We start from the raw sequence: 22,576 nt of genomic DNA on the forward strand, positions 1-22,576 counted from the left end.
TCATGTCCGGGGATCCCGATTTCTCGCCGCGCTACTTCCGCATCGAACAGGCGCTGCGCGCACAGATCGCGAAGTCCCGGCCACATGACCCACTACCGTCCGAACCGGAGCTCGCCCGCGAGCACGGCGTCAGCCGGATGACCGCCCGGGCCGCCGTGACACAGCTGGTCAACGACGGTCTGGTCTATCGTGCGCCGGGCCGCGGCACGTTCGTCGCCGTGCCCAGCGGGCCGCGCCGCGCCGACCACCTGATCCGGCTCAGTGAGGAGATCCGCAAGCAGGGCAAGCGACCGTGGGCCAAGGTGGTCGTCGCGGAGCTGCGCCCGCCGACCGCCATCGAGGCCACCCGGCTGCGGCTGCGCAAGGGCGACGTGTTCGCCATCCACCGGGTCCGGTTCGCCGACGACGAGCCGATCGCGTTCGAGCGGGCGATGTATCCGGGGACCGTCGGTGACCTGCTCGCCGCCGACCTGTCCCGTTCGGTGCACGAGGCGCTGGTCAAACTCGGGCACACCCCCGTGCACGGGACGTCGACGATCCGCGCCGAGGCCGCGACCATTGAGGACGCCGATGAGCTGGGCGTTCCCGTCGGTTCGGCGCTGCTGATCGAGGAGCGGCTGATCCTCGACCAGAACGAGCGGCCGCTGGAGCTGAGCGAGTCCCGCTACGCCGGCGACCGCTACCGGCTAGACGTCGCGTTCGGTGTCGAGCCGCTCGTCCAGTAGGTGCAGGGGCGCGGCCTCGATCCCGGCGGCGTCGAGCGCGTCCCAGTAGGCGGCCGCCTGCTCCGGGCGTACCGGGCCGTCCACCAGTGGCAACGCGGGCACGGCGGCGTGCAGCAGTGACTCCAGCTGGCACGACGCGATCGACCCCGGCAGGTGGCGCTTGACCTCGGGCAGGCCGGGCGCCGTCGTCCGGACGGTCTCGCCGCAGTCCAGCAGGCCGCCGCCGACGATCAGCACGTCGCCGCGGGTGCGCATCCGGGCCAGCGCGCGGGATGTGTCGAAACAGTGCGGGAACGAGTCGTCGACCAGGATCGTGCCGGCGCGCAGGCGGTCCACGTCCAGCGTGCGGGGGCCACTGCTGGTCGCGGCGATGATCACGTCGGCGCGGTAGACCGCCTCGACGTCCGTCGCCACCGCGGCCGGGGTGTCCAGGGTCGCGGCCAGCTCCGTCAGCCGGGTCGCGGCGGCCGGCAGATCGCACAGGATCAGGCTCGCCGCGGGTTCGGCCCGGGCCAGCAGCAGGCTCAGCGACGACGTGCCGATCGAACCCATGCCGAGCACGGCGACGACGCAGTCCGGCAGCTTGCGGTCGCGGGCGGCGAGCGCGGCTAGGACGGTGCGCACCACCGCGGCCGCGGTCACCGCATGGCCGGAGGTCAGGCTGACTTCGCTTCGGAGGTACGGGGAAACGGCCGCACCGTAATTCGTGTTCGCCGGGATCATCCCCGCGAGCGAGACCGTCCGCGCCCCGAGCCCGGCGGCCAGGTCGACCGCCGCCGCGACGTGCTCCGCCAGCCCCTCCTGTCGCAGCTCGTCGGCGAACCGGGGAACCGCGACGAACCCGGATCGGCCCAGCGGGGTGTCGACGGTCTCCAGCAGGCGCGGCCGCCCGTCCGGGAAGACCGTCCGCCGGATTGTCTCCCGGTCGAGGGCGGGCAGCAGCCGGCGGATCGCCTCGGGTAGCGCGGTGACGTGCTCCGGCGCCGGCAGATAGCCGACAAGTCCGGCATCCACCGTCTGCCCTCTGCCGATCTTGACCGTGTTACCACCGGATCCGGTGGTAACACGGTCAAGATCGCGAACGGGAGCGCTGGCGTCGCGAACAGGCGCGGCGGGCGCGGCGGGCGCGGCGGGCGCGGCGGGCGCGGCGGGCGCGGCGGGCGCGGCGGCGGTGAGGGCTGTGGCGATGGCGGCGGCCAGGTCGTCGGTCACCGTCTGCGGCAGGCGTGTCCGGAGTGTGAACCGCAGTCCCCCGTCGACCGGGCGGACCGCCAGCAGGATGTCGGTGCCCGGTGGGACGGCGAGTTCCGCGTCCGTGTCGTCCCAGGTCAGGCGGACTGCCGCCCCGTCCAGAGCGCCGAGCGCACCGAAGTCCAGATAGGTGAAGAAGTACTGCCAGCCCTGCGGCGCGGTGAACGTCCTGGTCCGGGCTTCGATGACGGCCGCGGACATCTCGGCGGGCCCCGCTTCCGGACCGGGCCGGACGGCGACGGCCGTCGCGCAGGGGCCGAAGATCCGGCCGATGTCGGGCAACGCGTGATCACGACCGGTCACCGCGACGCCGATCACCGGGTCGGTACGGCCGGTGACCGTCGCCAGCGCACGATGGTAGGCGGTCAGCACCGGCACGACCGGGGTCACTCCGGCGGTCTGGGCCTGTTCCCTGACCAGGGCCGCGTTCACGGTGAACCCGGCCGTGGTGATCGCCCCGCCGACGCGTATCGGGCCACCGTCGTGCGGGGCGATCTCTGACGGCATTCCCTCCAACCGCGACACATATTCCCGGAATGTCGCCCGAATCGGCTCCAGTTCGGCACCGTCGTAGACGGCCAGCAGCTCCCGCATCAGCAGCGCCACGCTGTAGCCGTCACCGACCAGATGGTGCGCGTGGACCAGCAGGACGTGCTCCTCGGGGCCGTACCGGAGCAGCCGCAACCGCACCAGCGGCCACCGCGCGGGGTCGAACCGGTGCTCCCGCTCCGCCGCCAGCTCCTGGTCGAGCGGGCGCGGTGACGCTTCGTAGCCGACCGCCGCCGTCACCGACCGGATCTCCCGCTGCACCGGCGGGCGGGCGCCCGCGGGGAAGACGGTTCGCAGCATCGGATGCCGTACGACCAGCACGTCCACGGCCCGCCGGAACCGCTCGACGTCCAGCGGTCCGTGCAAGCGCGGCGCGGCCAGCCAGGTCGACGGAACACCGACCGCGTCGGCGAGCAGGAATCCGCGCTGCGTATCGGTCACCGGAAAGTCCCCGGCAGAGGCGGAAGCCGCCGAACCGGGAGCCACGGAGGCCACGGAGGCCACGGAGGCCACGGAAACCGCGGAGGACGGGAGCGCGGCCGGGAGCGCGGCCGGGAGCGCGGCCGGGTCGGCGGACGTCTCGTCGAGGACGGCGGCCAGTGCGGCGAGCGTGCGATGCCGGTAGAGGACAGTGGGCCGGGGCAGCGCCGACCGGTGCTCGCCGAGGCTCGCGAAGAGTTCCAGCACCCCGATCGAGTCGCCGCCGAGCGCGAAGAAGTCGTCCTCCCGCTGGACGGACGCGACCCCGAGCTGGCGCGACCACAGGTCGGCGAGGAGCCGTTCGGTCCCGCTCAGCGACTCCTCCGGCGTGGCCCGCAGCGGAGCACGGTCGATCTTGCCGGTGGCGGTCAGCGACAGCTCCGCCACCACCTCGAACCGTGCCGGCACCAGGTGTTCCGGCAGCAGCGCGGTCAGGTGGGCACGCAGTTCCGGACCGTCCACCGACGACGACTGCACCCACGCCACGAGCCGCCCGCCGTCGACCAGCACCACGGCCCGCTCCACCGCCGGATGCCGCCGCAGCACCGCCTCGACCTCGCCCGGCTCGATCCGGAAACCGTGCAGTTTCACCTGATCGTCGGCCCGCCCACGGAACCACAGCACCCCTTCGGCGTCGAGTGTCCCGAGGTCGCCGCTGCGGTACCAGCGCCGGCCGTCCCGCTCCACGAACACCGCGGCGGTCCGCTCCGGATCGTCGAGGTAGCCGTCGGCCAGCCCGGTGCCGCCGATCCAGATCTCCCCGTCCGGCCCGACGACGTCGACGACCGCCCCGCCGACCGGACGGCCGATCGGCAGCCGGGTCACGTCGTCGGCCGGACGTTCGTCGATCAGGTGCCAGGTCGCGTTGATCGTGGTCTCGGTGGGGCCGTACAGGTTGGTGATCCGCTGGCCCGGGCCGAACAGGTCGAACCATCGCCGCACATGCGCTGGCGACAGCTCCTCACCGCCGACGTGCACCCAGCGCAGCCGGGACAGGTCGGCGCCGGTCCGCTCGGCGGCTGTCAGCAGCAGTTCCCACAGCGTGGGGACGGAGCTCCAGACGGTCACCCGGTCGCGGACGAGACGGCCGGCCAGCAGCTCCGGGTCACGCACCGTGTCCCGGTCCCAGGCCACGACGGTCGCCCCCACCAGCAGCGGTGCCAGGAGTTGCCGTACCGAAGCATCGAAACAGATCGACGCGGTCTGGGCGAGCCGGTCGCCGGCCCGGTAACCGAAGGTGGTGATCGCCCAGTCGAGGTAGCCGGTCATCGCCCGGTGGCTGACCGCGACCCCCTTCGGCTGCCCGGTCGACCCGGACGTGAAGATGACGTACGCGGTGTCGTCCGCCGCCGCACGGACCGGTGCCGATCCGGCCTGACCCATGGCACGTCCATCGACGTCCACCAGCGTGAACTCCGGTCCGAGCGCCTCCGCGACGGCCCGCGTCCCGGCGTCGTGGAGGACCTCCGACACGCCGGCCCGGGTGAGCAGGCTCGCCAGCCGGGCCGTCGGATGTGCGGCGTCCATCGGCACCCACGCCGCACCGGCTTTGAGGATCGCGACGAGACCGATCACGGTGCCGGCACCCGGGCTGGTCAGCAGCCCGATCCGCCGGCCGCCACCGACAGCGAGCCGATCCGTTGCCGCATCCAGTTCGCGATAGGTGAGCGGCACGCCATCGGTCAGAACCGCAACCCCATCGGGTGTACGGCGACATTGCTCCCGGATCCGCTCGGCCACCCCCGCGCCCGGCCGGTCCAGCAAGGCTCCCGCCACCAGCCCTTCCCCCGCCGCCCCCTCCTTCTCCGCCGATCTTTGGACGGCCGCCGGGTGCTCGTCCGCGAGCCGCTCGACGGTCGCCAGGTGTTCCTCCGCGAGCCTTTCGACGGTCGCCGGGTCGAAGAGCGTGACCGGATGGTTCCAGGAGAAGTGCAGCGTGCCGTGCGCCTCGAAACAGACCAGGCCGAGCCGGGTGGCCGCCGACGCGGTCCCGGCGGTCGTGGCGAGCACGTGCGCCGCGGTCGCCCCGGCGTTCGGGAACCGGGCGAAACTGAAACTCGCCGGGCTCGCGGTCCGCGGCCCGGCACCGTCCGCCGCCAGCGCCCGAGCGAGATCAATAGTGGACACGGATCCGCGCTGTTCGGCCGTCAGCCAGAGCTCACGAATCCGCCCGGCCAGCTCCGCCACGCTCTCCCCCGGGCGCGTCGCCACCAGCACCGGCAGCGTGTCGGCGAACGGCCCGACCATCCGCCCGACCCCTGGCAGCCGGGATTCCCGCCCGGCCCGGGCCACCGAGACGGGCACCTCATCCTGCCCGCTCCACCGTGCCAGGCAGCGCACATATCCGGCCAGGAGCAGATGGAAGAGCGAAACCCCGGCGTCCCTCGCGACCGCGGTCAGCTTCCGGGTCGACTCTTCGTCCAGCACCATCTGATGTACGGCGTACGGCCCGCAAGGCTCGTCCGCGGCGTCCCCGTCGAACGGCAGGGACAGCCGCGGATACCCCGCCAACACGGTGCGCCAGTGATCGATATCGGTCGCCTTCGGAGCTTTGCGACCGGCTTCGTGCTCCGCGAACGTGGCCACGGGCGACGGCCCCGGTTCGCTTCCGGCATACAGCGCCCAGAGTTCGTCCCCGAGCACCGCCAGGCTGTAGCCGTCGACCGCGGCATGGTGCGCGACCACGATCAGGCGGGACTGTTCCGCACCGGTCGCGAGCACGGCCCGGATCGGTCCCTCCCGCCCCAGGTCGAACGGCCGATTCCGGAGTTCGACCTCCCAGTCCGGCTCAGACCGCTGTCCCGAACCTTCCGCGACAGCCAGGTCAGCGACGGCGAACCAGGAGGGCCACTCCCCGCCCGGAACGGTGAACCGCTGCCCAGCCGGACCGAACCGCACCCGCAGCATCGGATGACGACGTTCCAGCTCGGCGAACGCACGGGCCAGCCGCAACGCGTCGACCGGTCCGGCCAGGGTCTGCCGCACGAAGGCGTAGGCCGGAACTTCCGGATACAGCCGTCCGGTGGTGACGAACGCCAGCTGGACCGGGCTGAACGGGAACTCCGCCGCCCCCGCCAGGTGCCCGACGAGCTCCGCGATCGTCCGGTACTCGAAGAACAGGGTCGTCGACAGCGTCCGCCCGAGTCGTCTCTCCAGCTCCTTGACCAGGTCGACGGCGGTGAGTGAATCCAGCCCCAGAGCGAGGAACGGCTCATCGAGACCGATGTCCCCCGGTTCCCGCTCCAGAGGCCCGGCAAGCAGCCCCCGAACGGTCCCCACCAGATCAGCCGCCGTGACACTGCCCGGCCCGGTCGCCGGCAGGTCAGCCGTTTCCCCGGCACGTTCCGGTGCGGGACCCGCCGCCGGGCCGGGCCGTGCGATCCCGGTCGCTGTCTCTGCCGGGGCGACCAGCACCTGCGGGGCGCCGACGGCGGCTGCCGCCCAGAGAACCTCCGGCACCTGATCGATCGGGAGCACGCCGCCGGCCGGCCGGAGCCCGTGCGCCGCGGCCAGGCCTCCGCCGGTGATCGCGGGCAGGTTGACCGCCACGAACGGACGGCCGGCGGCACTCTCCGCGGCCGCGAACGAATCCAGGAACACGTTGCCCGCGACGTAATCGCCGACCGCGCCGGCCAGGCCGGGCATCACCGAGGAGACCGAGGACAGCGCCAGAACCGGTGGACGCCGGTCGCCGAGGGCTCGGGTGAGCAGGATCGTCCCACCCGTCTTCGCGGTCAGGCCAGCGGTGATCTCCTCCGCCGACTTGGCGCGCAGACTTCCCGGCCGGACCGTTCCGGCCGCCTGGATCACCAGGTCGAAGTGACGGTCCGCCACGAGCGCGGCGACGTCCTCCGGATCGGTCACGTCGGCGACCCGGTAATCCACTGTCGCACCGAGTTCGCGCAGTTCAGCCAGTAGACCGGCCGGTTCGGCGGAACGTCCGGCCAGCAGCAGCCGCGGCCGGCCACGCCGGGCCAGACACCGGGCGATCTCCGCACCGACCGCCCCGGCCCCGCCGACGATCAGGTAGCTGCCGTCCTCCGGGGGAAAGGTCGGATCACCGGCTGCGGCGGGCGTGAACGAGCGGGACAGCCGTCGATCGCCGCGCCGGACGATGATCTCGGCGGGGCCGGGCCGTGGTGGGCTGGTGGTCTCCTGCTCCAGCGCGGACCGTCTGGCCTCGTGCGAGTCGGCGGAGCCGAGGTCGATGACCCGTACCCGGGCCCGGGGGTTCTCGTCGGCGAAAGCCATCGCCAAGCCGCACCAGACCGCATGCCCGGCGTCCGGGGGATTCCCGCCCGCCGCGAACAGGTCACGCGTCACCACCAGCAGAAACCCGTCAGCCGGCGCCGCGGTGATGGCCGCGAGCGCGTCCCCGGCCTCCGGCGAACCGGCGACCACCACCGTGGTGGCGACCGGCGGGGCGGGCTCAGGCAGCGGGCACGGCACCCAGACCGGAACCATGAGTGCAGGCCGGCCCGAGCCCGCGACATCAGCGACGCGAACCGGCGGGACCGGCAAAGGCGGCGGAGCAGTACGAGCGGTGCCGGCCGGTGGGGCGGTGATCCAGTAGCGGCGGCGCTGGAACGGGTACGTCGGCAGGGGCACGCGGCGGGTGCCGGCGTCCAACCGGCTGCGGTCGAGTGCGGCGCCCCGGAGCCACAGTTCGCCGGCCGTTCCCAGGATCTCGGACGCGTTGCCGCCCGCGGCGAGGACGGTCGTTCCACGTACCGGAGAAATCGTCAGAGGCGACCCGCCCACCGCGACCATCGTGTCGAAACCGGCCGTGCACAGCCGGTCGACGGCGTCGGCGAAACGGACCGGCCGGACCGCGTGAGCCGCCAGATAGTCGCCGTCGAACGTCGCGTCCCACTCACCGGTGACCGTACTGAGCTGCGGAATCACGGCAGGCCGGGTCGGTGGCGCGAGGCGGGCGAGGGCCTCGGCGACCGGCGCCATCGCCGGTGTGTGGAACGCGTGCGACACCGCGAGACGCCGCGCGGCGATCCCCTCGGCGGCCAGTCGGTCCGCGGCCCGGTCGATCGCCTCGCGCGAGCCGGCCAGGACCGCGCGGCGGGGCGCGTTCACCGCGGCGACGACCACGCCGTCCAGGGCCGGAAGGTCGGCCGGTGCGGCGGCGACGGCGAGCATGGCGCCGGGTTCGGCCAGGTCAGCGGTGAGACGGCCGCGTTCGGCGGCGAGCCGGACGGCGTCGACGGCGGTGAGGCGGCCCGCGGTGACGGCGGCCGCCAGTTCGCCGACGCTGTGGCCGGCGACCGCGTCCGGCCGGATGCCGCAGGCCGCGAGCTGCGCGGCCTGCGCCACCCCGAACGCGACCACCAGCGGCTGCGTGACCTCGGTGCGGGCCAGATCGGACATCGAAACGTCCGGGTCGGTGCACCATCCGACCAGCGAACGTCCGGCGACCGGGCCGGCCGCGGCGGACACCTCGTGGAGGACGGCTCGGAACGCCGGGGCGGTTCGGTACAGGTCAGCACCCTGTCCGGGCCGCTGGGTGCCCTGGCCGCCGAACAGGAAGACCACGCGGGCGGGGCGGGCCGGCGGCGTTCCCGGTTCCGTCACGGCAAGCTGACCGGCGAGGTCATTTTCAGTCAAGACCGCGATTCGGTACGGGCCATCGTCGCGCGCGGTCGACGCGGTGGCACAGACGTCCGCCACCGGAAGTCCGGGATGGTTCCGGAGGTGGTCCGCCAGTTGCGCGGTGACCGCCCGTAGTCCGGCCGCATCACGCGCGGACAGGGTCAGCAGATGAGGCCCGCCCGGGTGTTCCGCGGTCTGCTCGCTCCCGGCCAGCGCCTCGCTCCCGGCCAGCGCCTCTCTCCCGGCCAGCGCCCCTCTCCCGGCCGGTGCCTCTCTCCCGGCCGGCACCTCTCTCTCGGCCGGCGCGGTCAGGATCACGTGGGCGTTCGTTCCGCCGAAGCCGAACCCGTTGACACCGGCGACGAGCGGCCCCGTCCACGGCTGCCGGCGCGTGACCACCTCGAACCCGGCCGCCGCCAGATCGAACCGCGGCGACGGCCGGTCGTGGTGCAGGGACGGCGGGAGTTCCCGGTGCTGGATCGCGAGGATCACCTTCACCAGAGCGGGCAGTCCGGCCACATTGAGCAGGTGGCCGATGTTCGTCTTCACCGAACCGAGCAGACGGGGACGGCCGTCGCCCCGGGGCGGGAACGCATACGCCAGGGACCGCGCCTCGATCGGATCACCCACCGCGGTTCCGGTGCCGTGCGCCTCAACATAGGTGACATCGGCCGGATCGACACCACATTCCCGGTACGCGTCGACGATCACCTCCCGCTGCAGCAGCGGATTCGGGGCCATCAGGCTCAGCGAACGCCCGTCGTTGTTGACGGCGCTCCCCCGGACCACGGCCAGCACCCGATCCTCACCAGCGTCGGCGAGCCGGCTCAGCACCAGCGCCGCACCACCCTCACCGGGCACGAACCCGTCCGCGTCAGCGGAGAACGCCCGGCACCGTCCCGTCGGCGACAACGCCTGCGCCTCGGTGAGCAACGCTTCCCCGGTCGGGGTCAGGTTCAGGTTGACACCACCGACGACGGCGATGTCACAGTCACCGGCAGCCAGGGCACGGCGCGCCAGATGCAGCGCCACCAGCGCGGAGGAGCAGGCGGTGTCGACGGTGACGGCCGGCCCGTGCAGATCCAGGAGGTGCGCCACCCGGGCGGCGATCAGGTTCCGCAGCCCCCCGGTGAGCGCAAACGCCCGCCCTTGCTGCTGCGACCCCGGCCCCGCGCCGTTTCCAGGTCCGGCGCCCTGACCTGTTCCCGCTCCCCTTCCGGTTTCCGTTCCCGTTTCCGCTCCCGTTCCCGTTCCCGCTCCCGCTCCCGTTCCCGTTCCGGTTTCCGTTCCGGCTCCCGCTCTCCTTCCGGTTTCCGTTCCCGCTCCCGTTTCCGTTTCCGTTCCGGTTTCCGTTCCGGCTCCCGCTCCCCTTCCGGTTTCCGTTCCCGCTCCCGCTCCCGTTTCCGTTCCCGTTTCCGTTCCCGTTCCCGTTCCCGCTCCCGCTCCCGCTCCCGCTCCCGCTCCCGCTCCCGCGATGATCTCGGGATAGGCGCTTTCGCCGACCGCTACGTAGAGTCCGATCTTGCGGTTGTTGCGGCGGGGTCCGGCATATCCGGCTCGTTCGAGTGCTTCATGGGCGAGTTCCAGAAAGATCCGCGCATGCGGATCGAGCAGCCGCGCTTCTTCTTCCCCAATCCCGAAATATCCGGCATCGAAGGATGCCGGATCTTCGAGAAACGCCCCGTACCCACCACCGGGCCACCGGCTGACAGCAGTGACACTGTCCCGCCCGGCAAGAAGGTTGTCCCAGAACTCCTCCGGCGTATCCGCCCCGGGAAAACGGCACGCCATCCCGACGACCGCCAGAGCCCCCGACCCCACCCTGCCATCGTCAGCGAAGGATTCCCCACCCCCCGACGCAGCCAGAGAATTCGCGACGGCACCGACGCCCGAGACGTTAACGACGTCCGGCACAGCCACGGCGATCGCGACGGCTGCCTCGCCCGGCACGGAGACGGCGATCGGGGTAGGCGCCACAACCGGCACGGAGACCGCGATCGGGGTAGGCGCCACAACCGGACCGGAGACCGCATTCGGGAGGGGTGCCACAGCCGGGACGGCGCCTGCGAGCGGGCGGGGCGCGAGCGTGGCGGCTCCGAGGGCCAGCAGCCGGTCGGCGAGGGCCGGGACGGTTGCGCAGTCGCGGAGGATCGCCGGGTCGAGGGTGCGACCGAACGCGTCCTCCAGCCCCGCCAGCACCTCCATCGCCCTCAACGAGGAACCACCGATGGCCAGGAACCGATCGTCCGGCCCGATGGTCTCCGCAGGCACTTCCAGCACCCGGGCCCAGATCCCCCGGACGACCCGCTCGACCTCGGCCCGCCCCAGCGGCACGCCCGACCAGCCACCGCCGGGCGCCTGACTCCCCGCAACCACCGAAACCGGCTGGCTCTCAACGCTGTCGCCCGGCGCCTGAGACAGCGGTGACGACCAGCCGGTGCGCTCCACCCGCCCCTCGGCCGGCTCCGTCGGCACCCGACGAGACACCGAAGCCCCGCCAGGCGAACCCGGCTGGCTCCCACCGCTGTCGCCCGGAACCTCAGACAGCGGTGACAACCGGCCGGGTGGGTTTGCGGGATGGGTGGCGAGGCGGTCGTCACCGCTGTCGCCCGGAACCTCAGACAGCGGTGACAACCGGCCGGGTGGGTTTGCGGGATGGGTGGCCAGGCGGTCGCGGAGGGGCTGGCGGCGGAGTTTCCCGCTGGTGGTTCGGGTGAAGGTGCCGGTGGGGACGACCTCGACCCGTACGTCGTCGTGGGCCAGAGCCTCTGCGATGCGGGACCTGACCAGGGCGGGCAGGGCGATCGGGTCGGGGCGTACCGCGGGGGCGGAGAGGAACACCGCGACCCGTTCGTGGCCGGTGGCCGGGTCGGTGGCGCCGACCACGGCGATCGGACCCGGGGCCAGTCCGGGGGTGGCGGCGGCTACCTCTTCCAGATCGGCGGCGTGGAAGTTGCGGCCGTTGATGAACAGGACGTCCTTGTGGCGGCCGGTGACCACCAGACGGCCGGCGCGGAGGAAGCCGATGTCGCCGGTCCGCAGCCAGTCGCCGTCGAAGGCCGCGGCCGTGGTGGCGGGGGCACGGTGGTAGCCGCGGGTGACGTTCGGACCGCGGACCTGGATGTGCCCGACGAGGCTGTCCTCCAGCACGACACCGCCGTCGTCCACAATGCGCAACTCACAGCCTGGCACCGGATAACCGACGTCCATCAACGCGACCACCGGCGACGCCGCGGGATCGGCGACACGCGGCCCGGAGGCGGGATCGGCGACACGCGGCCCGGAGGCGGGATCGGCGACACGCGGTGACATGGCGGGACCAGCGACAGGCCGCGACGCGGCGGGATCGGCGGCAGGCGGCGCGGGGAGGGAACGGGCGGGGAGGGCGACGCCCCGGGCGAGCGCCGCCCGGCTCAGCGTGACCGGCACGGCCGGTTCGCCCAGTGGTGGGCAGGTGACGGCGACGGTGGCTTCGGCCAGGCCGTACAGGGGCTGCATCGCTCCGGCGCGCAGTCCGGCGGAGCGCAACCGGCTGGCGAACGTCTCCCACACCGACGGCGAGATCGGTTCGGCGCCGACCATCAGCAAACGGACGCTGGACAGGTCGAGCGAGGCCAGAGCCGGCTCCGGGACGCGACGGTTGACCAGCGCCAGCGCGAAGTTGGCCGCCGACAGGACGGTTCCCCGGTGGCGGGACGCGGTGCTGAGCCACAGTTCGGGGCGTTTCGCGAAGGCCAGGGGGCTGATCCGGACCTGGCGGCACCGGGCGTGCAGCGGCGCCAGGTGGGTGCCGATCAGGCCCATGTCGTGGAAGTACGGCATCCACGTCACGAACACGTCGTCTGCGGTGAGGGCTCCGGCGCGGGACGCCTGGTCGAGGTTGGCCAGGACGTTGGCGTGGGTGAGTTCGACGCCTTTGGGATCGCCGGTGCTTCCGGAGGAGAACTGGAGGAAGGCGAGGTCGTCCGGCCGTACCGGATGAGGGGTCTGCAGAGGCAACGCGGACCGGAGGTCGCTCGCGGAGAGCAGGGTGCCGCCGGGCGTCGCGGTGTCGCCGGCCAGAGGCGGACCGCCGAGGTGACGCCAGACGGCGGCGAGGCGGTGCGGCTCCGGAGGCAACGGCACGGGCACGGCCCCCGCCACCACCGCCCCCCAGAAGAGCCCGAGGAAGTCCACCCCGTCGTCGGCGACGACCGGCAGCGGATCGCCGGGTGCGACGCCCGCCTCGCGCAGGCCGCCGCCGATGCGCAGCGCGTCGGCGAAGAGTTCGGCGTAACTGACGAACCGGTCCGCGTGCACGACGCCCTGACCTGGTGCGATGGTCGCGGCGCGGGTAAGCACATCGGTCAGCGTCATGATCATGACCCTATCGACGGACGCAACCCTCAGTTTGTCCTGCGGGTGTCCGATCGTGATGACGTGCCGGACCTGTTCCTGCTGGCCAACCTCATCATCATGGTCGCCTACGCGGCGATCATGGTGTCGATCGTGGTACCCGTGCACCGGGCCGGGCAGCTGGGTTCGAACAAGCTGGCGACCGCCACCGCGATGATCTTCTGCAGTTGCGCGGTCGGGCACGGCTTCCACGCGGTGATCGCGTGGCGGACGCTGGCGGCACTGGACCAGGTGCACGCGCACGGCGCCGGTCCGGGCTGGTCGTCGGCGTCGGCGGTCTGGGACGCGTGCACGGCGGCGGTCGGCGTCTACTACTGGACTCTGCGGCGCGGGTACGGCGTCCTGCTCCAGAAGGGCGCGATCTACGTGGATCCGTGGGGTCAGTGGCGACTGGACGAGGCGGACGCGCGGGAGCGGGCGGCCCGTGACCTGGCCGACGCGCATCAGGCGACGCTGGCCACGATCGTGGAGGACAGTGCCGACGCGATCATCGGGCTCACCCCGGACGGGATCATCAACGCGTGGAACGGCGGCGCGGAGCGGATCTTCGGCTGGACCGCGGCGGAGGTGCTGGCCAGGCCGGCGACGATCTTCGCCGACGCGGCGGGTGCGGGCCAGCAGGCGGACATGCTGGCGCGGATGCGGGGCGGGGAGGGCAGCTTCTCCTACGAGGGCCGGCGCATCCGCAAGGACGGCCGCCCGGTCGACGTGGCGTTCACCGTCACGCCGGTCACCGACACCGCCGGCGAGGTGATCGGGGTGTCGGTGATCGCCCGGGACGTGTCCGCCGAGAAGGAGGCCGCCGCACGTCAGCGGGCCGTGCAGGAACGCAGTGATCAGGCGAAACGCATGGAGAGCCTGGGAAACCTGGCCGGCGGGGTGGCGCACGACTTCAACAACATCCTGGCGATCATCGCGAACTACACGGACTTCGTGACGGACGAGACCCGGGAGCTGCCGCACGTGCAGGCCGACCTGGCGCACGTTCGGACCGCCGTGGACCGGGCCACCAGCCTGACCCGGCAGCTGCTCACGTTCACCCGCGGCGACACCATCCAGTTGCGCGACGTCGACCTGAACGCGGCGGTCGCCGAGGTGCACGCCGTCCTGGAACGCACGATCGGCGAGCACATCACGCTGATCGCGGTGCCCTCGCCGGAGCCGCTGTGCGTGCACGCCGACCCCGGCCAGCTGCATCAGATCCTGCTGAACCTGGCGATCAACGCGCGGGACGCGATGCCGGAAGGCGGCACCGTGGTCCTGGAGGCGAACGTCGCCGCGCTGGACGGCGAGGAACTCAACATGCAGCCGCCGCTGCCGGCCGGCACGTACGCACGCCTGCTGGTCAGCGACACCGGTGAGGGCATGTCCCCGGAGACGGCGGCGCGGATCTTCGAGCCGTTCTTCACCACCAAACCACGAGGCCGGGGTACGGGCCTGGGGCTGGCCACCGTCTACGGCATCGTCGCCGAGGCGGGCGGCAGCATCAACGTCTACTCGGAGCTCGGGGTGGGCACCACGTTCCGGATCTACCTGCCGATCTCGTCGGTGTCCGGGGTGACGCCGCCGTCGGGCCGCACCGGCAGCCCGCCGCGGGGTGACGGCCGGACGGTGCTCGTGGTCGAGGACGAGGAGGCGCTGGCCCGGATCATCACGCGGATCCTGAGTAACGGCGGCTACCGGGTGCGGGCCGCGAGCAACGGGGCCGAGGGGCTCCGGATCTTCCAGGAGCACGGCTGTGACCTGCTGCTCACCGACGTGATCATGCCGGAGATGACCGGCCCGAAACTGGCCGAGCTGACCCGCCGGGAGCGGCCGGACCTGCCGGTGCTGTTCATGTCCGGATACAGCAACGGGCTGCTCGGCACCACGCACGTGCTCGACGAGGGGATCGCGTTCCTGGAGAAGCCGTTCACCAGCGGCGATCTGCTGCACAAGGTGTTCACCACGATGGCACATGACATCTGTCATGGATGATCGCTGACTCCGGCGACTGCCCCCGCCACCGGAAAACGCGAACCATGAATGCATGAGCACACAGACGATCGAAGTGGATGGACTCCGCCAGCGGTACGGGGACTTCGAGGCAGTCCGGGGCATCGACTTCAGCGTCGGCGGCGGGCAACTGTTCGCCCTGCTCGGCACGAACGGAGCGGGCAAGACGACCACGATGGAGGTCCTCGAGGGGTTCCGTCCGGCGGCGTCGGGCAGTGTCCGCCTGCTGGACGCCGACCCGTACCGGAACCGGAAGGCCCTGCGCCCCCGGGTCGGCATCATGCTGCAGGAGAGCGGCCTGATCGGTGATCTGACCGTCGCCGAGACCGTCGACCTCTGGCGGGACCTGCACGCGAACCCGATCTCCCAGGACGAGGCCCTGAAGAAGGTCGACCTGTCGGACCGGTCGGGTGTCGCCGTCCGGCAGCTGTCCGGCGGGCAGAAGCGCCGGCTCGACCTGGCGCTCGCCATCGTCGGGCGGCCCGAGGTGCTCTTCCTCGACGAGCCCACCACCGGCATGGACCCGGAGGCCCGGATCGGCACCTGGAAACTGATCCAGGAACTCGTCGCCGGTGGCACGACCGTGCTGCTCACCACCCACTACCTGGAGGAGGCGGAGCGGCTCGCCGACCGGATCGCGATCATGCACCGGGGGGAGATCCGGATCGCCGGGACCGTACCCGAGGTGGTCTCCGGTCACGGTGACCGGATCGCCTTCCGCGTCCCCGCGCACACCCCGATCGACACGCTGCCCGCACTCGACGGCAGGGCCCCGGAGATCACCGTCGCCGACGGGTTCCCGGCCGCCCGCTACACGGTGACCGGCGGCGACCCCGACGGCCGCGCACACCGTTCGATGGCGGTGCTGCTGGCGTGGACCGCCCAGCGGAACGTCACCCTGGACCGGCTGTCGGTCCGTCCCGCCTCCCTCGAAGACGTGTTCCTGAGCATCGTGGAGGACCAGTGAAGACCGATCTCGCGCACATCTACCGGCTGGCCCGGCTCGACCTGACGATGATCTTCAGGAACCGGTCGGCCCTCACCAACGCCGTCATCATGCCGCTCGGTGTCGCCGCGTTCCTGGTGTTCAGCGCCGGGCAGGGCGACCGCGACGCCGTCGAGTTCCTCCTGACCGGGCAGATCGCCGGGCTGCTGATGTTCGCCCCGCTGGTCAACCTGGCCGGCTTCTACACCAGCCGCCGGGAGGAACTGGTCCTCAAACGACTGCTCGGCGGACCGGCGTCGGCGACCGCGATCCTCGGCGGCAGCGCGGCCGGCGCCACCGCTGTCTACCTGCTGCAGGTCCTCGCCGTCACGATCACGGCAGTGATCATGGGTTTCGGGCTGCCCGGCAACCCGCTGCTCGTACTGATCGCGGCGCTCGGTGGGGCGGCCGTGTTCGCGCTGCTGTCGATGGCCATCTCCGGGTTGAGCTCGTCCGGTGAACTGGCGCAGCTGGCGACCGTACCGGTGATGCTCGTCTGTCTGATCCTCTCCCCCGTGATCGTGCCGGCCGAGGTCTTCCCGGACCGGCTCCAGCAGGTCGCCGGATTCCTGCCGCTGACGCCGATCGCCGACCTGGTCCGGGCCGGGTACGGTGCCGCTTTCACCTGGTCGTCGCTGGGACTGCTGGCCGCGTGGGTGGCCGTCGCGGCGGTCCTGGCCCGGCGGTTCTTCCGCTGGGACCCGCGGCGCGGCTGAAAGTTAGGGTGTCGACATGACCAGCGCGATCCAGCGGGCCCAGCGGATCACCATGTGGAGTCTGGGTTTCAGCCTGATCCTGGCCTGGTTCGGCGCCCTGGCCGGGATCAGCCTGTACGCGATGGAGGACCGGCTGTCGGCACCGCGGCTGACCGTCACACTCGCGGCGATGCTGGTCCTCACCTGGTCGATGGTCCGGCTGCTCCGGGCGGTGTCGCTGTTCTGGCCGCGACTGGCCCGCCGCAGCCGGATCGACACGGTGATCTCCGGGGCTGCCGTCCTGACCGTCCTCCTGGTGCAGGACGCCAACCCGGCGGGCTGGGGCATGGTCTCGATCGCGTGGATCAGTCTGGTCACCGTCCGTTCCAGCCGGCTCATGACAGTCCTGCTGGCACTCGGCACGGCCGCCACCGGTGTCGTCATCGGCATCGTCAACCCGGGCCCGCAGGTCCTGCCGATCGGTGCCTACGCGGTCATCTACGGCGTGATGTGCCTGACCCTGCCGTGGGCGAACAAGCTGTGGATCTGGATCCTCGACCTCGCCGAACAGGCCCACCACAGCAAGGACGCCGAGGCCCGGCTCGCCGTCACCGAGGAACGGCTGCGGTTCGCCCGCGACCTGCACGACCTGGTCGGCCACAGCCTGTCGGTGATCGCCGTGAAGAGCGAACTCGCCGGCAAACTCACCGCCATCGACACCGGCCGGGCCGCCGACCAGATGGCCGAGGTCCGCGCGCTCGCCCAGGACAGCCTGCGGCAGATCCGGTCGGCGGTCCGCGGCTACCGGATCCTCGACCTGGCCTCCGAGATCGCCAGCGTGCAGGCCATCCTGGAGGCAGACGGCATCCGCTGCAAGGTCGACCTGCCGGAGACCGCCGTCGACCCGGAAGCGGCCGGGCCGTTCGCCTGGGTGGTCCGGGAGAGCGCCACGAACATCCTGCGGCACAGCTCGGCCAGCTGGTGCACGGTCACCCTGCTCGCCACCGACGGGTCAGCGGTCCTCGAAGTGGTCAACGACGGTGCCGGTGCCGCCGTCGATCAGGGCGGCACCGGCCTGGCCGGCCTCGCCGAACGCCTCGCCGCCGTCGGCGGTACCCTCACCGCCCAGCCCACCGGCGACGGCCGTTTCCTGGTCCGTGCCACAGCGCCAACCGGGGTCGCCGCATGATCCGCGTCCTGCTCGCCGACGACCAGCACCTCATCCGGGAGGCGCTGGCCATGATGCTGGAGTTCGAGGCCGACCTGACGGTCGTCGCCCAGTGCGGCCGCGGCGACGAGGTGCTCCCCGCCGTCACCGCCCACGACCCCGACGTGATCGTCCTCGACATCGAGATGCCCGGCCTCGACGGCCTCAGCGTCGCCGAACGCCTCCCCGGCCGCGCCATGCTCATCCTCAGCACGTTCGCCCGGCCCGGCTACCTGCGCCGCGCCATCGCCGCCGGCGTCCGCGGCTTCATCCCGAAGGACGCCTCCAGCGCCGAACTGGCCGAAGCCATCCGCCGCATCCACGCCGGCGGCCGCTACCTCGACCCGGAACTCGCCGCCTCCGCCATGATGGCCGGCGAAAGCCCCCTCACCGACCGCGAACGCGACACCCTCGCCCTGGCCGCCTCCGGAGCCTCGGTCGCCGACATCGCGGCCCGCCTGCACCTCACCGAGGGCACCGTCCGCAACTACCTTTCCAACGCGATCACCAAACTCGGCGCCCCCAACCGGCTGACCGCGATCCACCAGGCCCAGCGCATGGGATGGATCTGACCTTCCGGTACGCCGTCGGCCGCCCCCAACCGCGCCCCACACCGCCCGTGGCTCCCCCGCGACGTCCCCCCGGCTCAAGGCCCCAGCGCGCCCGCCGGGCTTGCTGCCCACTCACCACCATCAGTGCGCCGCCCCACCATCAGTGCGCCGCGCCACCATCAGTGCGCCGCGCCACCATCAGTGCGCCGTGGCATTGAAGGCCTCGATCCGGCCCGGTAGGTCGGTCAGGGTGTCGATCCGCATGTCGGTCTCCAGTTCCACACGCGGATCGTCCTGGTGGATGTAGGCCCACGGACCTCGCCGGATCAGTGCGGTCCGGAAGCCGGCCGCAGCCGCGGGAAGCACGTCGTTCTCCAGACGGTCACCGACGTAGAGCGTCTCCTCCGGGCAGAACGGCACCCGCCGCCCGACCGCATGGAAGAACGCGATGTCAGGTTTCGACACGCCCCAGTCTTCGGAGGTCCCGATCATGTCCACCGGCAGGTCCAGCGCCCGCAGGTCACCGCCGGCCCGGACAGGCTGGTTCCCGGCGATCCCCAGCCACAGGCCGGCCGCACGCAGAGCAGTCAACGCGGGCCGCACATCCGAATAGAGGTCACCCTCGCCGAACCCCTCGGCCCGCCCCGCCGCCGCCCGCTTCACCCGCTCCGCCTCGACATCGAACCCGGGCCGCACCAGCTGAAACGCCCGCCGATGATCAAGCCCGGCCGCAATCACCGCCCCGAACACCGCCGAGAACGTGTGCCGCGGCACCCCGATCCAGTCCGCCCACTCCCCGAAGATCCGCGTCTCGTCCACAAGGCACTCACCGACATCGAAGATCACCGCTCGGATCATGCCGACAGCTTAAGCGCCGAACCCACCACCCGTATCGAAGCGACTACTTCCCGCACCCACGTCACCGACACCCATCCAGCCCTCGGACCCCCACCGCCAACAACCACACCCACCCGGCCAATGGGAGCAGACACCGCCCCCAGACGGGTGACGCCCCCACCCAAACCGAACACGGGCGCACCCACCGCCCCCGCAGCCAACAACCACACCCGACCGACCAACGGGCGCGCACACCGCCCCCAGACGGGCGACGCCCCCACCCAAACCGAACACGGGCGCACCCACCGCCCCCCACAGCCAACAACCACACCCGACCGACCAACGGGCGCGCACACCGCCCCCACAGCCAACAACCACACCCGACCGACCAACGGGCGCGCACACCGCCCCCACAGCCAACAACCACACCCGACCGACCAACGGGCGCGCACACCGCCCCCAGACGGGCGACGCCCCCACCCAAACCGAACACGGGCGCACCCACCGCCCCGACGGACAACAACCCGGGGCTGCACTGCACCCAGGGGCAGCACTGCGACGATTGATCTTGGTCGGCGGGTCGTGGGCGACGTCTCAGGGCAGTTGAAACAGCGGTAACAGCCAGCCAAGGTCAACACCCGAACCGGGCCCGCGAACGACAGCAACACTCCCGACAACCATGCACAAGCGGGCGGTGCGGGCGGGCGACCAGTGGGGACGCACGAACGGCGAGGGCGGGCGGGCAACGAAAACGGGCGAAGAACAGCAGCGCGAAGGCAACGAAAACAGACGAAGAACAGCAGGGCGCGGGCAACGGAAACGGGCGAACAACGGCGGCGCGCGAACGGCGCGAACGGTGGGAACGGCGGGAACGGCGGTTGCGACCTGGGGGAAGGGTGGGAACGGCGGTTGCGACCTGGGGGGACGGTGGGAACGGCGGTTGCGACCTGGGGGAACGGTGGGAACGGCGGTTTGCGACCTGGGGGAAGGGTGGCGAGGGCGTCGATAGATGGCTGTCTGGATGGATTTGTGCGGGACGAGCGGGTGAGGGCGGCTCTCGGACCGAGTGGAGGGGGGCCGGGGTTTCAGGCGGGTTTCAGTTCGACGGGGATGCCGTTGAGGACACTGTTGCCGGAGAGCGGGTCGATGACCAGTTCGTCGGTGAGGATGTTGGAGTTGACCCCGGGGCTGGTGGCGGCGACGGACAGCCGCGTACCGGGTGCGTCGTGGCCCCATCCGTGCGGGAGGCTGACGACGCCGGGCATGACGCGGTCGGTGATCTCGACGGGCACGGTGACGGTCCCGGCGCGCGAGGTGACCTGGGCGGGTTCGCCGTGGGTGAGGGACAGCCGGTCGGCGTCGGCCGGGCTGACCTGCAGCGTGCACCGGTCGCGGCCTTTGATGAGGGCCGGCACGTTGTGCATCCAGCTGTTGTTGGAGCGCAGGTGGCGGCGCCCGACGAGGACGAGGCCGTCGTGGCGGCGGGTCAGGGCGGCGTGCAGGCGGGCGGTCTCCTCGACGAGAGCGGGTACGACGAGTTCGACGGTTCCGGACGGCGTGCGTAGCACCGTGGGGATCCGCGGGCGCAGCGGGCCGAGGTCGATGCCGTGCGGGTTGTCGACGAGTTTGCGCAGGTTGAGCCCGTCAGGTTGGGCGCCGAAGCGATCACCGTAGGCGCCGGAGCGCAGCGCCACGTCGAGGAGCCGCTCGGACGGGTGGTCGCCGGTGACCCGGTCGTGGAGTTCGGCGGGCACGTTCTGCAGCGCCTGCTGGAGCAGGAGGTCGTGGAGCGGGGCCGGGTCGGTGTCGGGCTGCCCGGAGATCATCAGGGTGAGCCGGGCGAGGATGTCGCACTCGTCGGGGACGGCCGGGTCGGGCGGGAGGACCGGCGGGGAGTACGCCGCGAAGTTGCGCACCGACAGGGCCAGGAACGAGAAGTCGTAGTGGCCTTTGCGGCTGGGATCGGCCGGCGGCAGGATCACGTCGGCGTGCCGGGTGGTCTCGTTCAGGTAGGGGTCGACGCTGACCATGAAGTCGAGTCCGTCGACGGCCCGGTCGAGTCGGCCACTGTTGGGGGTGGACAGGACCGGATTGCCGGCGATCGTGAGCAGCGCACGGACCTGTTCGTCGCCGGGGGTCTCGATCTCGTCGGCGAGGGTGGCGACCGGGAGTTCGCCTTTCACCTCGGGCAGCCCGCGAACCCGGCTGTGCCAGCGCCCGGTCCGGAACCCCTTGCCGCGCCGTGCCTGGTCGGTGAGGTGCGGGGCGAGCGGGAACATGACGCCACCGGGCCGGTCCAGGTTGCCGGTCAGGATGTTGATCACGTCGACGAGCCAGCTGGCGATGGTGCCGAACTCGACGGTGCACGTGCCGATCCGGCCGTAGACGGCGGCGGTGGGTGCGGCGGCCAGCTCCCGGGCCAGGCCGCGGATCCGGTCGGCGGGGATCCCGCAGGCATCGGTGACGGCCTCCGGAGCGAAGCCGGCGGCGAGGTCCTTCACCGCGGAGATCCCGCTGACGTGCCCGGCGATGTCGCCCAGGTCGACCAGGTTCTCCGCGAACAGCGTGTGCACGATGCCGAACAGCAGGTACGCGTCGGCGCCGGGCCGGATGAACAGGTGCTCGTCGGCGTGTGAGGCGGTCACCGTACGGCGCGGGTCGACGACCACGAAGCGACCGCCGCGGGCTTGCAGCGCCTTGAGCCGGCCGGGGAAGTCGGCGGCGGTGGCGAGGCTGCCGTTGGACTCCCACGGGTTGGCACCGAGGATCAGCATGAAGTCGGTCCGGTCCACGTCCGGCACCGGAATGATCAGCGGGTTGCCGAACAGGTAGCCGCACGACACGTGTTTCGGCATCTGGTCGACGGTGCTCGCCGAGTAGACGTTGCGGCTGCCGAGGGCACGCAGCAGCGGGGTGACGTAGAGCCCGCCCGACATGGTGTGCGCGTTGGGGTTGCCCAGGTAGACGGCGAGCGCGTTCGGCCCGTACCGCTCAAGGATCGGGCGCAGGCCTGCCCGGACCGCGTCGAAGGCCTCGTCCCAGGTGGCCTCGCGGCCGTGGACCAGCGGCTGCCGCAACCGGTCGGGATCGTGGGTGAGCTGCGCGAACGTCGCCCCTTTGGGGCAGATGAAGCCGTGACTGAAGACGTGCTCGCGGTCGCCGCGGGCGGCGGTCACCCGGTCGCCGTCGACGGTCAGTTCGAGGCCGCAGGCGGCCTCACAGAACGGGCATGTCCGGTACGCGGTCCGCATGGCTCTCTCCCGACGCTGGGTTACCGGTCAGTATCGTTGCACTGGCCGTGAAAA

9 protein-coding genes are annotated in these 22,576 nt (G+C 71.9%); 6 read left to right on the plus strand and 3 right to left on the minus strand.

The features are described from left to right. The first annotated feature begins 2 nt into the window (after positions 1-2). Entirely contained in the window at positions 3-725 is a 723-nt protein-coding gene (locus ACFO0C_RS32690; RefSeq protein WP_378070600.1) for a GntR family transcriptional regulator, read from the plus strand. Here the strand turns inward: ACFO0C_RS32690 and ACFO0C_RS32695 are convergent. Beyond that, positions 687-12,962, minus strand: coding sequence for an amino acid adenylation domain-containing protein (locus tag ACFO0C_RS32695; protein WP_378070601.1), 12,276 nt, complete (start codon positions 12,960-12,962; stop codon positions 687-689). The genes ACFO0C_RS32690 and ACFO0C_RS32695 overlap by 39 nt on opposite strands. 45 nt (positions 12,963-13,007) lie before the next feature. Between ACFO0C_RS32695 and ACFO0C_RS32700 the strand changes: the two genes are divergently transcribed. The 5 genes from ACFO0C_RS32700 to ACFO0C_RS32720 are packed head-to-tail and all read left to right on the plus strand — an operon-like array spanning position 13,008 to position 18,455. Then, complete coding sequence (locus ACFO0C_RS32700) at positions 13,008-14,978, plus strand: hybrid sensor histidine kinase/response regulator (RefSeq protein WP_378070602.1); 1,971 nt, start codon at positions 13,008-13,010, stop codon at positions 14,976-14,978. A 52-nt stretch (positions 14,979-15,030) separates the two neighbouring features. Next, positions 15,031-15,963, plus strand: a complete 933-nt coding sequence (locus ACFO0C_RS32705; RefSeq protein WP_378070603.1) for an ABC transporter ATP-binding protein — start codon at positions 15,031-15,033, stop codon at positions 15,961-15,963. Next, positions 15,960-16,697, plus strand: coding sequence for an ABC transporter permease (locus ACFO0C_RS32710; RefSeq protein ID WP_378070604.1), 738 nt, complete (start codon positions 15,960-15,962; stop codon positions 16,695-16,697). Before ACFO0C_RS32705 ends, ACFO0C_RS32710 begins: the two co-directional genes overlap by 4 nt. A 16-nt stretch (positions 16,698-16,713) precedes the next feature. Next, on the plus strand, positions 16,714-17,865 hold the full coding sequence (locus tag ACFO0C_RS32715) for a sensor histidine kinase (RefSeq protein WP_378070605.1): 1,152 nt from the start codon (positions 16,714-16,716) through the stop codon (positions 17,863-17,865). Further along, complete coding sequence (locus ACFO0C_RS32720) at positions 17,862-18,455, plus strand: response regulator transcription factor (protein WP_378070606.1); 594 nt, start codon at positions 17,862-17,864, stop codon at positions 18,453-18,455. The genes ACFO0C_RS32715 and ACFO0C_RS32720 overlap by 4 nt, the downstream gene beginning before the upstream one ends. Before the next feature lie 177 nt (positions 18,456-18,632). Here ACFO0C_RS32720 and ACFO0C_RS32725 read toward each other — a convergent pair whose 3' ends face one another. Both ACFO0C_RS32725 and ACFO0C_RS32730 read right to left on the minus strand, forming a co-directional pair. Then, entirely contained in the window at positions 18,633-19,292 is a 660-nt protein-coding gene (locus tag ACFO0C_RS32725; protein ID WP_378070607.1) for an HAD family hydrolase, read from the minus strand. Between the two features lie 1,064 nt (positions 19,293-20,356). Next, complete coding sequence (locus ACFO0C_RS32730) at positions 20,357-22,522, minus strand: molybdopterin oxidoreductase family protein (RefSeq protein WP_378070608.1); 2,166 nt, start codon at positions 22,520-22,522, stop codon at positions 20,357-20,359. Between the last annotated feature and the right edge of the window lie 54 nt (positions 22,523-22,576).

This window comes from Actinoplanes subglobosus, from assembly GCF_042650585.1.
Lineage (GTDB): Bacteria > Actinomycetota > Actinomycetes > Mycobacteriales > Micromonosporaceae > Actinoplanes > Actinoplanes subglobosus.